Raw genomic sequence first — 14,506 nt, 5'->3', positions numbered from 1 at the left:
TTCGGCTCTATGTATGACAACATACATAGAGCCGAATTCGTCGCGACGATCAGGATCCTGCACGTGCGAGGATCGCCTCGGCCAACTCTTCGGCTCGCTCTTCCGGAATCCAGTGACTTCCGCCGTCGAGCACGACGAACTCGTAGGGAGCGTCCACGAATTCACCACAGCGTTCTGCGCCTGCGCGGCCGAGCGCTGTGTCGCCGGTGCTCCAGACATACGTGGTCGGCACGGTGGTGCGATCGATGTCGCCGAAGTCGCGAGTCATCGCGCGGTACCAGTTCAAGGCGCCGGTGAGCGCGCCCTCCCCGCTCAGGACACGAATGTGCTCGTCGGCGAATTCAGGATCGATCTGGCCGTCGAACATGGCGCGCAGCCGGCGGAAGTTGTCCTCCGACAACACTTCCTCGGCTTTGCCCTCCTGTCGGAGAAGTCCGATGTACGACGAGCGTTGCTTCTGGTCCTCGTCCTCGCGGAGTGCCCAACCGAAGGCGGTGGGGTGGGGGACCGAGATGGCTGTCAGGCTGCGGATCCGGTTCGGATGGCGACCGGCGACCTGCCAGGCGACCGCCGAACCCCAGTCGTGGCCGACCAGATGCGCGTCGGACAGGCCGAGTGCGTCGAGCAATCCGACGACGTCGGCTACCAGATGCTCGATCTTGTAGGCATCCACCCATTCGGGGCGCGCGCCGGCGGAGTATCCGCGCTGATTCGGTGCGATCACACGGTATCCCGCCGCGGTGAGCAGTGGTGTGACCTTGCCCCAGGATGCGGCGCTCTCCGGGAAGCCGTGCAGCGCTACCAGCGGAATGCCGTCGTCCGGGCCCGAGATCAGTACGTCGAAGGTGAGGTCGCCAACGGGGATTTCGTATGTACTCGTGGAAGACATGACTCTCACCGTACGTCGAAAAGGTGAACCCGAGGTCAGTTTCGAGGTGGATTCCAGGTGGCCATTCCGAGCATGATGACTCGCAGTTGCTTCTCGGCTCGTGTGATGACGGCGGCTTCGTCGCGATACCCGGCCGTCCCGGCGTCCAGCAGTTCGACGACAGCGCTGAACATCGTCGAGACGATCAGGTCGGCAGCCATTTCCAGATCGTCCGACGACCAGCTTTCCAGTCCGGCAATTCTGGAGAGGTCGATGGTCAGTTCGCTGACGAACAACCGCATTTCAGTGGCTATCGCACGTCGTACCTCACTGACGCCGCTGTAGCGTTCGCGGCAGAGGAACCGAAACTGTCGCTCGTGTGTATGCACTTGTCGCACAAGGATGCCCAGTGACGTAGCGGCGTCCTTGGTGCTGGGATTACGCCTTGCGTCGCGCAGCATCTGGCGCAACATGCGCATGCTCTCTTCGACGAGGACGACACCGACGTCCTCCAGTGAAGCGAAGTGGCGGTAGAACGCCGTCGGAACGATCCCGGCTTCCCTGGCTACCTCTCGCAAGCTGATTCCGGCGAAGCCGCGATCGGCCGAGAGGTCCATGGCAGTGTCCAGGAGCGCTTGGCGTGTGCGTTCCTTCTTTGCGGCACGACTTTCCGGTTCCCTGTTGTCGGGTTCCCTGCGCTCTGGGTTCACCGGTCCGGCCTTCGTCACGACGTCGAGTGTAGGTACAGGCATTCCGGCTCCTTTCGGCAACTCGTGTAACTCGGATCACATTCTTGTTGACATGTACTTGTGTGCACCTGTCACACTATCTTCGGTGAACATTTGTACACTGAATTCACGCCGTCGGGGGAAGCTAGCCCAGCAATCGATACACCCGGCAACCGAAGTACGAGGAGGGTCATGACAATCGCATCTGCTCCTGAGAACACGACACCGAAGTCCACACCTCGGCGCGGACTGTCCTTGGTGGGACTGATCGAAGCCATGGCTGCTCCACATCAGATCGATCGGTACCTCGAGTTGGTCAACCCGATGGCGACCGTTCGTGACATCCGCGCGCAGGTTGTCGCCGTCGACCATCCGACCGCTGACTCCGTCACTCTGACGCTGCGCCCGACTCGCCAGTGGCGCGGTTTTCAGGCGGGCCAGTTCGTGCAGTTGGGCGTGGTGATCGACGGTGTTCGTCACACTCGCTGCTACTCGCCGGCCGGCGGCGCGTCTACGCGCAGCGGGCTGATCGAGCTCACCGTGAAAGCGCATCCCGGTGGCCTGGTGTCGCAGTATCTGTACGCCAACGCGGCGCCTGGACTCGTTGTCAGCCTCTCGCAGGCAGACGGTGTGTTCTCCCTTCCCGTCGACCGCCCGCGTCGGGTGTTGTTGATCAGTGGCGGCAGTGGAATCACCCCGGTCATGTCGATGCTTCGGACGCTGGTGGAGGAGGAGCACTCGGGCGAGATCGTGTTCGTGCATTACGCGAACACCGATGCCGACGTGGCATACACGCGCGCGCTGAAGACCATCGCCGAGCAGAACCCGAACGTGAAACTGGTACTCGTGTACACCGAAAGCGGTGGAGGTGACCTCGAAGGTTTCTTCGATCGCGGGCACCTCGACGCCGTGGCTCCGTGGATCGCCGATCCGGACACGATCGACGCCCAGGCTTATCTCTGCGGGCCTCCCGGTCTGATGCGGGGAGTGCGTGAGGTGTTCCGTGAGCTCGACGTCGAGCACTTGCTCAATACCGAGGAGTTCGCGCCGGCGGTGGCCGAGCCGGGTGAGGCCGGCGGCGAGGTGTCATTCACCAAAAGTGGGGTGGCGGCCGAGAACTCCGGCGAAACACTTCTCGAACAAGCAGAAGCTGCGGGCCTCAATCCCGAATACGGATGCCGGATGGGAATCTGCTTCTCCTGCACCTCCGTCAAGAAGGCGGGTCGTACCCGAAACGTGCGCACCGGTGAGACAGACGACGAGCCGGACAAGAAGATCCAGCTGTGCGTCAGCGCTCCCGTCGGCGACGTCACCGTCGACATCTGAAGTCCCATTTTCCACACGACTGTCTGGAGACCGACATGTTTGGACTTTCACTCCCCACCCTCCCGTTCCTCGGCAACGGTTCCGATGCGAAGGACGACGCTCCCGTCGTCCTGACGTACGAGCAGGTCGAGGAGATCGGCCGCGAGTTGGACGCCTTGCGTGATCGCACCGTCGCTTCGCTTGGGGCCGAAGACCGGGAGTACATCTACAAGATCATCAAGGCTCAGCGCGGGTTCGAGGTCGCAGGTCGCGGCTTGATGTACCTCGGATTCCTACCGCCGGTGTGGCTCGCGGCAGTCGGTGCGCTGAGTGTGTCGAAGATTCTCGACAACATGGAGATCGGCCACAACGTCATGCACGGTCAATATGACTGGATGCGGGAACCCGGGCTCAATTCCGAGGTCTTCGAATGGGATACGGTGTGCCCGGCCGACCAGTGGCGACACTCGCACAACTACATGCATCACACGTACACCAATATTCTCGGCAAAGACCGTGACATCGGATACGGCATCCTGCGTATCGACGACGCGCAGAAGTGGAACCCCTATTACCTCGGTAATCCGGTCTGGGCCTTTGCCTTGATGATGCTCTTCGAGTGGGGTGTGATGATGCACGATCTCGAGATCGAGAACGTCATCCAGGGCAAACGCAAGTGGCACGACGTCAAGCCGCTTCTGAAGGGCTGGTGGAACAAGGCGGGCAAGCAGGTCCTCAAGGACTACGTCATCTTCCCGGTTCTGACGGGGCCGCTGTTCGTGACCACTCTCGCGGGGAACGTCACCGCCAACCTGGTCCGAAACGTGTGGACGTACTCGATCATCTTCTGTGGCCATTTCCCCACCGGCGTACAGAGCTTCACCGAGGACGAGACGGCCGACGAGACTCGTGGTCAGTGGTACGTGCGTCAGATGCTCGGCAGCGCCAACATCGAGGGAAGCCCGCTCTTCCACATCATGTCCGGCAACCTCTCGCACCAGATCGAGCACCACCTGTTCCCGGACCTGCCTGCGCATCGTTATCCGGAACTCGCTCCCCAGGTGAAAGAATTGTGTGGGAAGTACGGTTTGCCGTACAACACCGGTGGGTTCTTCAAGCAGATCGGTTCGGTATGGGGCAAGATCTTCAAGCTCGCTCTTCCGCCCGGTTTGGTCAAGTCGAAGACCCCTCCCGGTGTTATCGTCGAGCGCCAGCGAACTGCAGCCTGAGAGGCACACACTGATGGTCGGGAAATTCGAACGCCGCAAGGACACGGTCCAGGAACTGACCGAAAGTGCAGCCAACCACGTGGGCTCCATCGCGATGATCATCGCCGGGGCTGTTCGAGACGTGACGCGCGAGATCGGTGACTGGGTGTCCGACGGAATCGAGATGCGTGAAGCAGCGAAAAAGGCTGCGGCTGACGATCGTTCGGAGTCCGTGACCATCGAGCACGACGAGACCGATCCACCGGAAGATTGGCGTTGATTCCAACTCTTCGATCGCCGAGGCAGTAAGGCCGACGGCCGGATCGCCCAACCGCGAGCCGTTTCGCCTGAACGACCACGTTGCCCTCCGTCACAGATGACGGAGGGCAACGTGGGTTTCGTGGACTGTTTCGGCGGCCGAAGACGCGGATCGAACACCGATCACAAGTGAGGTCCTAAGCAGCGCTTCCGAGGCTCGCCGAGTCGAAGCTGCCGAGCCCGGTGCTGCCGAGACCGCTGCTACCGACACCGCCCAATGCGAGCGCATTGCTGCTACCCGCGCTCAGTAGCTGGACGATGATGTTGATGACGATGGGGTCGCCGGTGAGCGGAATTGTAGGCACAGGGGGACCTGCTTTCTGTTTCGAGATGTGGTGAGCAAGGTGAGCGGCGACGGGATCGTCGACGTGGTCAGGCGGGCTGTTTCAGCCACTTCCGGTGCTGCCGAGCGACACGATAGAGCCGTTGCCGAAGCCGAGTGCTCGGGAGAGTGAGCCGAAGTCGATGACCAGGCTGCCCAGGGTGTGCTGGTTTATCACGGTGGTTCCTGTCTGTGCCGCGACTTTGTGATGCGAGCGGGTAAGTCGATCAGGGAGCAGGCGTCGTGGGAGTTTCGCCGCCGCCGCCGCCAATCGGAGAGTTGTTGGTGTAGAGGAAACTGCTGCCGGCGTTGAACATCTGTAGGACGGTGTTCATGACGACGGCCAAAGCGCCTGTGGTTGGTGCGGCGATCATGTGCTTGCTCCTGGTTTCAGCGGTGGCGACGTGGTGGTCACCGTGGTCACCGCCATCACAGTGTCAGGCGGCTTGGAGCGGGCCCTGCGCGAGAGATTCTCTCGCACAGGGCCCGAGATTCGTCCTAGGAGACGCCGCCGCCATCCGTCGAGCCCGTGCCGGTGCTGCCCGCGTTGAAGAGCTGCAGGATGGTGTCGAAGAAGGCACCGAGGAGAGCGTTATCCTGGCCGTTGATCATGTGTTTCCCCTTAATTGTTACTGGTTTGCGCGGTGATTCGCACCACACTTTTATAGCCCGGTTCGGAGCGGAAAAGTGGGGTCCAGGCGCCACACGTGGACAGCTAATAGCGAGGATGTGAGTGTTCACATTTTCGCTGGACGATTGTCCACATCAGTGCTTGCGAAAGTCAGAGAGATCATGGCAGCGCGCAGTTTGAGCAGTTCAGAGGGCAGGGCCGGATCCAATCCGGTCAGGGTTGCGATGCGCTTGATTCGATTGTCGACGGTGTTGGTGTGCAGGCCGAGCGCCGACGCGGTGCGCTGACGATGCTGGCCGTTGGCGAGGTGTATGGACAATGTCTGCAGCAGTTCCGGATTGCCGTCGAGTGGCCTTAGAAGATTGATCAAGCTGTCGCGGCCTGCGCCACCCCGAGTGAGTTGATACTCGAGCGCGAGGTCTTCCATTCGGTACGACCGCGCCGGCAGTCGCAGGCGCCGCACGAGTTGCGCCAATTCGTGAGTGGTTGCTTGGGCGGCGGCGATATCTCGTACCGCGGCGTTCTCGGCGATTGCTGTGATCTCCACCCCGACCGTTGCGCGTGCACGTTGGATGACCTCGCACACTGTTCCCCAGTCGGGTGTGCCCTCGATCAGGACCAGACCACGTTGCGGTGCAGGAGCTTCGAGCAGCGCCGACCCGAAGTGGGCCGCGATTTTCGATTGAGCGACGGAGAGGTCACGGTAGGCCTGTATGCGCTGGTGGTTGCCGTTGCGTGCTCCCGGGCGGATGGGCGGCAGGTTCACCAGGAGCCGCAGGACGAGATAGCGGGGTGCGAGTTCAACGCCCATCTGCAACGCAAGCTGGGTGGGATCGTCGCCGTCCAGCATGGCTTTCACGAGAGCGCCGGCGGAGTATTCCCCGAGTTGGGAGCCAGCTGGGAGAGCCGAGAGATAGCTGATCGAGATGAACGAGTGAAGCCGCTGCGCGAGTGCGAACAAGAACTCGTTGAGATCCCCGAGATTGGCGGAGTCCTCGGCGTCGGCCCGGCTGAGGATGAGGGTGCGAAAAGTGCTGATGCCCTCGTTGGTCAAGTTGAGGATCGCGCTGAGTGGCACGCCTTTCAATGCTTGTTGGACGGTCATCGTGTGAATGCCGTCCAACTCTTGGTCGGTGGGAAGTTTGCGGTGATCCAGCAGCTGGATCCCCACTTGGAGCCCCTGCGCGATCACCGCAATCAGTTCCCGACGAACTGCCTCCGTTTGGAGGGAAGTCAACGTCGGGTTGGCACGGGACAGGTGATCTACGAGATCGCTTGCCAGTGGGATGACGTCGTAGACCGCTGTGGAGGCGGGCTTGCCTCCCAACATGAGCGGTCCCGGGTTGTTCAGCAGCGCTGGGGACATGGGTGGCCTCCTCTAGACAGGTGCGTCGCCTGGCACAGGCACCCGGAGGCTCGGCGCGTTACGAAGCGGGGTACACGCTGAGGCCTTGTTCGGGGGCATACTCGCCGCTGAAATTTGCGGATCGAATTGCGCCAGGCGTTGTGATTTCTACCACATGAACGATCGTCCAACTGTGAAATGGACAAATGTGAAGATAAGTCCATATGCCCCACGCGCTGCGGACCTAAACAATCGTCCACTTACGGTGTTTTTCGACGTCAGAGCGGAAAACGGATTCGGAGGACACCACGAGTTCCGTCTGGGATCATTGCCGGCGCCTACGGTGCTCGTCGCGGGCGATTTGCTCAGATCAAGCTCGAGGGCCCTGGGTCCTCGCGGACCCAGGGCCCTCGAGGCCTAGGTATTGATTCGACCAGTCCGATGTACGGGAACCGGTTCAGGGTGAAATCACCCCTTTTTGTACTGCTGTCTGTATTGCGGAAATCTCTAGATGACGCCCAGCGAAATCATGGCGTCGGCCACCTTCACGAAGCCGGCAATGTTCGCGCCGTGCACGTAGTCGCCCGGCTTTCCGTACTCGGCAGCGGTGTTGATGGTGCGCTTGTGAATGCCGCGCATGATTCCGGCGAGACGCTCGTCGGTGTACTCGAAGCTCCAGGAATCACGCGAAGCATTCTGCTGCATTTCGAGGGCGGAGGTTGCGACGCCACCGGCGTTGGCCGCCTTGCCGGGCGCGAAGGCTACGTTCGCGTCACGGAAGAGCTGGATGCCGCCGGGGGTGGTGGGCATGTTCGCGCCTTCGGCAACGGCCTGAACGCCGTTGGCGATCAAGGTCTTTGCGGCATCTTCGTCGAGCTCGTTCTGAGTCGCGCAGGGGAGTGCGACGTCGCACGGCACGTCCCAGATGGAACCATCGGCGATGAACTCGGCATGCGGAACTGCGTCGGCGTACTCGCTGATGCGGCCGCGGCGAACTTCCTTGATCTCCTTGAGGAGGTCGAGATCGATGCCCTTCTTGTCCACGATGTATCCCGAGGAATCCGAGCAGGCGATCGCGACGCCGCCGAGCTGGTGGATCTTCTGGATTGCGTAGATGGCGACATTGCCGGATCCGGAGATCACGACGTTCTTGCCTTCGAGGCCTTCACCCTTTGCCTTGAGCATTTCGGCGACGAAGTACGCGACGCCGTAGCCGGTGGCCTCGGTGCGAACCTGCGATCCGCCCCAGGTGATGCCCTTGCCGGTGAGGACGCCCGACTCGTACGTGTTGGTCAGCCGCTTGTACTGACCGAACAGGTAGCCGATCTCGCGACCGCCGACGCCGATGTCGCCGGCCGGAACGTCGGTGTATTCACCGATGTGACGCTGCAGTTCGGTCATGAAGGACTGACAGAAGCGCATGACCTCTGCGTCGGAGCGGCCCTTGGGATCGAAGTCCGAGCCACCCTTGCCGCCGCCGATGGGCAGGCCGGTGAGTGAGTTCTTGAAGATCTGCTCGAAGCCGAGGAACTTCACGATGCCCAGGTTGACGCTGGGGTGGAAGCGCAGGCCGCCCTTGTAGGGGCCGAGTGCACTGTTGTACTGCACGCGGAAGCCACGGTTGACGTGAACGTTGCCCTGGTCGTCGGTCCACGGCACGCGGAAGATGATCTGGCGTTCCGGCTCACAAAGCCGCTCGATGAGTCCGGCGTCGGCGTAGCGGGGGTGGCGTTCGAGCACTACGTGAAGAGACTCGAAGACCTCTGCGGCGGCCTGATGGAACTCGGGCTCTCCTGCATTGCGAACCAAAACCTGATCGTAAATCTGCGCTACGCGGTCACGTACGGACACCGCTCACCTACCTCGTTGTGAGAACTCTTTTACATTTCCGTTACATACTAGGCGCCTTTATTGCTGTATCGGACAACTGTCCTGTGAAGGTGAAATCGGACACAGCTGTCACTTGTGTCAGTTGAACGGGCGATTTATAACAATTTGCTCAGCTTTCACTCTCTTAACACAGTCCAAATGGTTTGCTTCTGCGGTCGGGGATCACTGTGCCTGTGGTCCGAACGGGAGTCGAAATGATCAGAGGGGCTGCACGTGCGTAATAAACACTCCATGTCGGCGATGTTGTCGATAGGCGTCGTCACGATTGCCGCGACGATTGCCGCAGCACCGTCTGCGTCGGCGATCGGCGGACCGTGTGGGTCGGGAGGAAGTGGTTCCGCCGGATCGATGACGGGTTCGCTCGGTTCGCTGACCGGATCACTTGGCAGTGGTTCCGCCGGTACCGGCTCCCTCGCCAACGCGTTGCCGTGGATCACCGGCGCGCCCAACGGTGCTCTGCCGGTGCTGACCGGCCGCACAAAAGCGATCGAAATGGTCACTGGCCCAGGCAGTCCCAACAACACTATCGAGCGGTTCAACGTGTCGGGAACCGACCTCGGAATTATGTGGGACAACGGTCTTTCGGGGCCGGATCACGACGTTCTGATGGCATTCGGCGATACGGTTGGCGACTGCGACACCCCGGGTGACGACTGGCGCAGCAACGTGCTGTTTCGCAGCAACGACACCGCCATTGCCGACGGGATGAAGATCGACAGTTCTCCTTTGGACGGCCCCAATCATTCCAAGGAGATCATTCCGGGATTCGGCATTCCGGGCGAGTTCACCACCATCCCGACCGCTGGAATCTCTTACGGTGGGGTGCAGTACATCAGATTCATGTCCGTTCGGTCGTGGGACGAACCCGGAGCCTGGACCACCAACTATTCGGCTCTGGCTTTCTCCACGGACAACGGTGAGAACTGGGAGCTCGATCCGGCGACGGTTCGCGCGAATACAGATGGACTCGGTATCCCGGGGATTCCGGCGGTATCACCGATCAATTCCAACTTCCAGCAGAGTGCCTTCGTCGACGGACGCGATGGTTACCTGTACGAATACGGAACTCCCTCAGGCCGTTTCGGTAAGGCGGTCCTGGCGCGAGTCGCCGGCGCCGACATCAGAAACCTCGGCGCCTACGAATACTGGGACGGCTCCGGTTGGAGTCCGCGAGATACCGATGCCGTTCAGGTCATCAAGGCACCGGTCAGTGAACTCGCAGTGCAGTGGAACGACTACCTGAACAAGTACGTTGCCATGTACACCAGTGCCGAGGGCAACCTGGTGATCCGTCAGGCCGACCAACCGCAAGGCCCGTGGAGTGGTACGCAGACCCTGTTGAGTGGAATCACGTTGCCCGCGTTGTACGGCGGATTCATGCACCCGTGGGCGAGCGGACAGTTCCTCGAATTCGTCGCGACCACGTGGGACCGTTACAACGTCATCTACATGCGGACCGATTTGAACGGACTCCAGATGGCGTCATCGGATTCGCGCGATCGTCCTGACCCCGCGACCACCGGTGAGGCTCGCGTCCTCGAAGTCACGATGCCGGAAGACCGCTAGCCCGAGCAAGATTCAACAACTGTGGCCTGCAACTCGATCGAGTTGCGGGCCACAGTTTTGTGAGCGTTGATTTCGGTGATGCTCAGAGAATGAAGAGCATTTCCTGATACGTCGGGAGTGGCCAGTGATCGTCGGCGACGATGGTTTCGAGGAAGTCGGCCGCTGCACGTACCTCTGCCATGGCGGGCAGGAGTGCGTCCTGTGCGTGCTTGGCCTGATCGAATGGCGACTCGCCGGCGTCGGTGTCGATTGCTGCGCGCAGGGCCGCGAGCGCTGTGCGCAGAGCCGCAACGGGCGCCGACACTTCTTCGAGCGGAGCTGAATCCGGTTCGAGGCCGGCGGACTTCAGTGCGACGAAGTTCTGCGCAACTTCCGTCTGGTGGCGCACTGCAGCCGGAAGGATCAGCGTCGTACCGATTTCGGCGGCCAGGCGTGCCTCGACGCCGATGCTCAGTGCGTACTGTTCGAGTCCGACCTCGTAGCGACTGTGCATCTCTCGGTGGTTGAAGACCTTGTACTTCTCGAAGAGTTCCATCGAGGACTCGGTGATCAGTTCAGGAAGGGCGTCCAGCGTCGTGCGAAGGTTCGGCAGGCCGCGAGACTCGGCCTCGATCTGCCAGTTCTCCGAGTAGCCGTCGCCGTTGAAGACAACCGCACCGTGGTTGGTGATGATCTCGGTGAGCAGATTCTGGACGGCGGTGTCGAAATCGGCGCCGTCGGCGACCGCGGCCTCCAGTTCGGTGGCCATGTAGTCCAAGGCCTCGGCCATGATCGTGTTGATGGTGACCATCGGGCCGTTGACTGTTTGCAGCGATCCTGGTGCGCGGAACTCGAAACGGTTGCCGGTGAAGGCAAATGGGCTCGTGCGGTTGCGGTCGCCCGGATCGGTCGGCAGGACGGGAAGGGTGTCGGCTCCGATCATCATGGTGCCCTTGTCCTTCGACGATGTTGCCGCGCCCTTGGCGATCTGCTCGAAGACGTCGGCCAGTTGATCGCCGAGGAAGATCGAGATGATTGCCGGGGGAGCCTCGTTGGCACCGAGACGGTGATCGTTGGTTGCCGATGCGACCGACGCGCGCAGGAGGCCGGCGTATTTGTGGACGGCCCGGATGACTGCGGCGCAGAATACGAGGAACTGGGCGTTGTCATGCGGATTGTCGCCGGGGACAAGCAAACTGCCGAGTTCGGAGTTGCCCAGCGAGAAGTTGACGTGCTTGCCGGAGCCGTTGACACCGTCGAACGGCTTCTCGTGGAACAGACATTCCATGCCGTGCTTCTTGGCGATGGTCTTGAAGGTGGTCATCAGCAACTGCTGGTGGTCGGCGGCGATGTTGCCTCGCTCGAACATCGGGGCGATTTCGAACTGGCCGGGCGCAACCTCGTTGTGCCGTGTCTTGGCGGGGACGCCGAGTTTGAACAGTTCCCGCTCGGTGTCCATCATGAATCCGAGCACACGTTCCGGGATCGCCCCGAAGTAGTGGTCGTCGAACTCCTGGCCCTTGGGCGGCTTTGCGCCGAAGAGTGTTCGGCCGGCGTTGAGGAGGTCGGGGCGGGCGAGGAAGAAGTGCCGATCGATCAGGAAGTACTCCTGCTCGGGACCGCAGAACGACACGATGTGCTCGGGGTCGTCGTGGCCGAACAACTTCAGGATTCGTTCGGCGTGGAAACCCATTGCCTGTTGTGAACGCAGCAGGGGAGTCTTGTGGTCGAGCGCTTCGCCGGTCATCGAAACGAACACGGTCGGGATACACAGTGTGTTGCCGTTGGGGTTTTCGAGAACGTAGGCCGGGCTCGTGACATCCCAGCCGGTGTATCCGCGAGCCTCGAATGTGTTGCGCAGCCCGCCGTTCGGGAAACTCGAGGCGTCGGGTTCACCTTGGATCAAGGTCTTGCCGGCGAACTCCGCCAGTGCACTGCCGTCGCCGACCGGCTCGAGGAAGCTGTCGTGCTTCTCGGCCGTCAACCCGGTCAAAGGGTAGAAGACGTGGGCGTAGTGGGTTGCGCCTTTCTCCAACGCCCAGTCCTTCATCGCCGACGCGACTGCGTCGGCGACCATGGGATCGAGCGGCTTGCCTTGCTCGATCGTCGCCATCACCGACTTGTAGACGAGCTTGGGCAGTCGCTTCTGCATGACCACCTTGTTGAAGACGTTGGCACCGAACACCTCGCCGGGTGTCTCGTCGGTGGTGAAACTGACCACCGGAGGTGTGTAGGCCTCGACGTCCTTGATCGCTTGCAAGCGAACTGCATTTCCACTCATGTGCTTACCCCTCGCCCGGGCCCAGGGCTGCGCTGCTGATTGCGAGCCCGACTTCGGCAAACCCTACGAACCTCCGGTATCGGGGGTGTTTCGTAGATATTGCGCCTGTCCGCAAACTTCGAGTCACAACGGAAATGTCGATCTGTCGGAGGTCTACGGCAGACTTCGAGCCGACGGGCTATTGAAGGACAGTCGAATCGGAGAGTCTTTGTGATCAGGGTGTTGGTGCCAACAACGGTGGAGCAGGGCGATCTCGCGGAAGTGCTTCGGTTGTATGACGAACTTGTCACCGAGACCCGAAAAGAGGACGGCTGCATCAATTACGAGTTACTGCAGCGCACCGACAATACCTGCGAGCTCGTGTTGGCGGAGGAATGGGAATCGCAGGAGCACCTCGACGCCCACACTCATACCGAGCACTTCGTCAGGTTGGTTGAGGCGCTGGACAAGCTCGAGACGGCAGCGCCGGCGCAGATCTTCACGAAGGTTCTGTAGCGGCGGGATCGGGGCTCAGCGCCTGCTCATCTTGTAGACGCGAACGAGCGTGCCGTCCAATTCGGGGGCCACGGTGCCGCAGTGAAAGCTGTGGGTTCGTCGAGGTACTGGACCCCGTGCCTTCCGCCGTGAAAAGAAGTTTGAATCGAATAACAGGCGGCTGTGACGTCGACTTCGAGGGAACCGTCGACCACTGACAACACCCAGGTGTCGAATTCTTCGAGCAGTACAGCGGACCCCCTGTCGCATCCGTCGCAGGCACAGTCAGGAATGGACGCCATCGCCACAGCCGGGTTGCCCGCGGCGATCGTGACATTGAACGGGTGGGCGCTGTCGACCGGAGTGTGCGTGGTCAGCACGAGCGGAACCGCACCGTCACTCGAAGGCTCCAAAACGGTGTCGGCCCCGCCGGACTCCAAGGGACGGAGCGCCCATCGCACAGGCGGTACTTCTCGTGCCCAGCCGCGACCGACGAGGACCTTTGTCCACGCTCGAGCTCTTGCCACCACGATCAGGAACTTCTCCGGATCGGTACAACGCTCGTACGAGTCCTTGCGGGGTTGGACGTCGCCGCTGTATGGGCTCAGCCACCCTGGTGTCTGCGCGCCCGTGATGGCGAACGCGGCAGCGACGTCATCGAGTAGGTCGCATAGTTCGCGAGAGAGCCTGGAATCGTCTTCGCTCCAGCCATTTTCGCGGGCGGAGAGGACGTTGTTGTTGTAAGTCTCCCACCACGGCCTCGTCGGGTCCGTAATCATGACGGCAACGCTACTGGCAACTCTGACGATCAGTCTCCGATATATCCGGTCTCCGGGTTGACCTTGCTGAGGAAGTCGCGGATCGACGCACGGTGTTCATCGATAGTTTCGGGCTGAATTTCGTTCGATGGACTGTTCGCTCGGTCGAGGACACTGTAGTAGGAAACACGGTGAAAACTGGAAAACCCGTACCCCTCGTTCGGCCCCGATTTCCAGTCGTAGTCGGACGCGCCCGGCTCCCCGGGGCGGACCGTCACCGTGAAGATTTCTCCATCGACTTCCAGCGTGAATGGCCCATCATCTGCGATCGGACGGCTTTCACATGTCGACTCGTCCTGTTCCTCGAACGTCATGTGTCGACCCTGTCACAAGGGAAGGGCTACAACGATTGGTCGGGTCCGGTCAACGAGGCGGGACCGGTAGTCGGTTGGTGTGCGCCGGTGAACCGCTCGACGACGGATACAACGACGATCGCGAGTGCCAGGATTCCAACCGTCCGGGCGAGTGACTTCAGGGTCTTCGGAAGTGCCTTCTTCATGCGAGGCAGATTACTGCGGACGGCACGTAATTTGTGGGCTAGGTTTCGGTCCGTATCGGACTGCTCTGCCCAGTGGCCGCTCGTCCACGCAGTGTGACTATCCGTGAATCAAATCTTGTGGTGCCCCCGGCAGGATTCGAACCTGCGACCAAGAGATTAGAAGGCTCTTGCTCTATCCCCTGAGCTACGGAGGCGCGTGGAACATCATACTCGAGGGTTCGGGATGTGACGCGCGCCGCCCAACTCCGACGCGTTGTCGTAGTCGGTTCGCGAA

Annotated in this window: 15 protein-coding genes and 1 tRNA gene; 5 read left to right on the top strand and 11 right to left on the bottom strand. The window is 61.1% G+C overall.

All coding sequences use genetic code 11. The features are described 5' to 3' along the window. Positions 1-49: 49 nt before the first annotated feature. Together ACKAMS_RS12425 and ACKAMS_RS12420 are read right to left on the bottom strand one after the other, a co-directional pair. A complete protein-coding gene (locus ACKAMS_RS12425) occupies positions 50-889 on the bottom strand; it encodes an alpha/beta fold hydrolase (RefSeq protein ID WP_408989090.1) in 840 nt (279 codons plus the stop codon). A gap of 35 nt (positions 890-924) precedes the next feature. Next, a complete protein-coding gene (locus ACKAMS_RS12420; protein WP_003945327.1) occupies positions 925-1,620 on the bottom strand; it encodes a TetR family transcriptional regulator in 696 nt (231 codons plus the stop codon). Between the two features lie 168 nt (positions 1,621-1,788). Between ACKAMS_RS12420 and ACKAMS_RS12415 the strand changes: the two genes are divergently transcribed. The 3 genes from ACKAMS_RS12415 to ACKAMS_RS12405 are packed head-to-tail and all read left to right on the top strand — an operon-like array spanning position 1,789 to position 4,389. Continuing rightward, entirely contained in the window at positions 1,789-2,922 is a 1,134-nt protein-coding gene (locus ACKAMS_RS12415; protein WP_020970014.1) for a ferredoxin reductase, read from the top strand. A gap of 35 nt (positions 2,923-2,957) precedes the next feature. Continuing rightward, positions 2,958-4,130, top strand: a complete 1,173-nt coding sequence (locus ACKAMS_RS12410; protein WP_020908255.1) for an acyl-CoA desaturase — start codon at positions 2,958-2,960, stop codon at positions 4,128-4,130. Between the two features lie 13 nt (positions 4,131-4,143). Beyond that, positions 4,144-4,389 (top strand): hypothetical protein, encoded by a 246-nt coding sequence (locus tag ACKAMS_RS12405; protein ID WP_019749125.1) that lies wholly within the window; start codon positions 4,144-4,146, stop codon positions 4,387-4,389. A gap of 175 nt (positions 4,390-4,564) precedes the next feature. Here ACKAMS_RS12405 and ACKAMS_RS12400 read toward each other — a convergent pair whose 3' ends face one another. The 4 genes from ACKAMS_RS12400 to gdhA form a co-directional block, all read right to left on the bottom strand. Further along, a complete protein-coding gene (locus ACKAMS_RS12400; protein ID WP_003945367.1) occupies positions 4,565-4,732 on the bottom strand; it encodes a hypothetical protein in 168 nt (55 codons plus the stop codon). Positions 4,733-4,976: 244 nt separating this feature from the next. Next, positions 4,977-5,123, bottom strand: a complete 147-nt coding sequence (locus tag ACKAMS_RS12395) for a hypothetical protein (RefSeq protein WP_167333749.1) — start codon at positions 5,121-5,123, stop codon at positions 4,977-4,979. Positions 5,124-5,486: 363 nt separating this feature from the next. Further along, positions 5,487-6,746 carry a PucR family transcriptional regulator gene (locus ACKAMS_RS12390; RefSeq protein ID WP_408989089.1) on the bottom strand — a complete coding sequence of 420 codons (1,260 nt, stop codon included), beginning with the start codon at positions 6,744-6,746 and terminating at the stop codon, positions 5,487-5,489. 486 nt (positions 6,747-7,232) lie between these two features. Further along, positions 7,233-8,576 (bottom strand): NADP-specific glutamate dehydrogenase, encoded by a 1,344-nt coding sequence (gdhA, locus tag ACKAMS_RS12385; RefSeq protein WP_003945368.1) that lies wholly within the window; start codon positions 8,574-8,576, stop codon positions 7,233-7,235. 270 nt (positions 8,577-8,846) lie between these two features. On the opposite strand from gdhA, the gene ACKAMS_RS12380 reads away from it, so the two are divergent. Further along, the gene (locus tag ACKAMS_RS12380) at positions 8,847-10,181 is read left to right on the top strand and encodes a DUF4185 domain-containing protein (protein WP_408989099.1); all 1,335 of its coding nucleotides are present in this window, start codon (positions 8,847-8,849) and stop codon (positions 10,179-10,181) included. Between the two features lie 82 nt (positions 10,182-10,263). Here ACKAMS_RS12380 and ACKAMS_RS12375 read toward each other — a convergent pair whose 3' ends face one another. After that, complete coding sequence (locus ACKAMS_RS12375) at positions 10,264-12,441, bottom strand: glutamine synthetase III (RefSeq protein WP_408989088.1); 2,178 nt, start codon at positions 12,439-12,441, stop codon at positions 10,264-10,266. Between the two features lie 225 nt (positions 12,442-12,666). Between ACKAMS_RS12375 and ACKAMS_RS12370 the strand changes: the two genes are divergently transcribed. Next, a complete protein-coding gene (locus ACKAMS_RS12370; RefSeq protein ID WP_408989087.1) occupies positions 12,667-12,936 on the top strand; it encodes a putative quinol monooxygenase in 270 nt (89 codons plus the stop codon). Between the two features lie 26 nt (positions 12,937-12,962). On the opposite strand, the gene ACKAMS_RS12365 is transcribed toward ACKAMS_RS12370, so the two are convergent. From ACKAMS_RS12365 to ACKAMS_RS12350, 4 genes are all read right to left on the bottom strand, one after another. Next, positions 12,963-13,694, bottom strand: a complete 732-nt coding sequence (locus tag ACKAMS_RS12365) for a DUF6226 family protein (protein ID WP_408989086.1) — start codon at positions 13,692-13,694, stop codon at positions 12,963-12,965. 29 nt (positions 13,695-13,723) lie between these two features. Next, positions 13,724-14,047, bottom strand: a complete 324-nt coding sequence (locus ACKAMS_RS12360; RefSeq protein WP_021344742.1) for a hypothetical protein — start codon at positions 14,045-14,047, stop codon at positions 13,724-13,726. Positions 14,048-14,073: 26 nt separating this feature from the next. After that, complete coding sequence (locus ACKAMS_RS12355; RefSeq protein WP_003945304.1) at positions 14,074-14,232, bottom strand: hypothetical protein; 159 nt, start codon at positions 14,230-14,232, stop codon at positions 14,074-14,076. Between the two features lie 118 nt (positions 14,233-14,350). After that, positions 14,351-14,426: transfer RNA gene (locus tag ACKAMS_RS12350), tRNA-Arg, on the bottom strand. Between the last annotated feature and the right edge of the window lie 80 nt (positions 14,427-14,506).

Origin of the sequence: Rhodococcus sp. 5A-K4 (assembly GCF_046097995.1) — a bacterium.
Lineage (GTDB): Bacteria > Actinomycetota > Actinomycetes > Mycobacteriales > Mycobacteriaceae > Rhodococcus_F > Rhodococcus_F erythropolis.
Note: the sequence above shows the minus strand (reverse complement) of the source record. Positions and strands in the feature narration are given on the sequence as shown.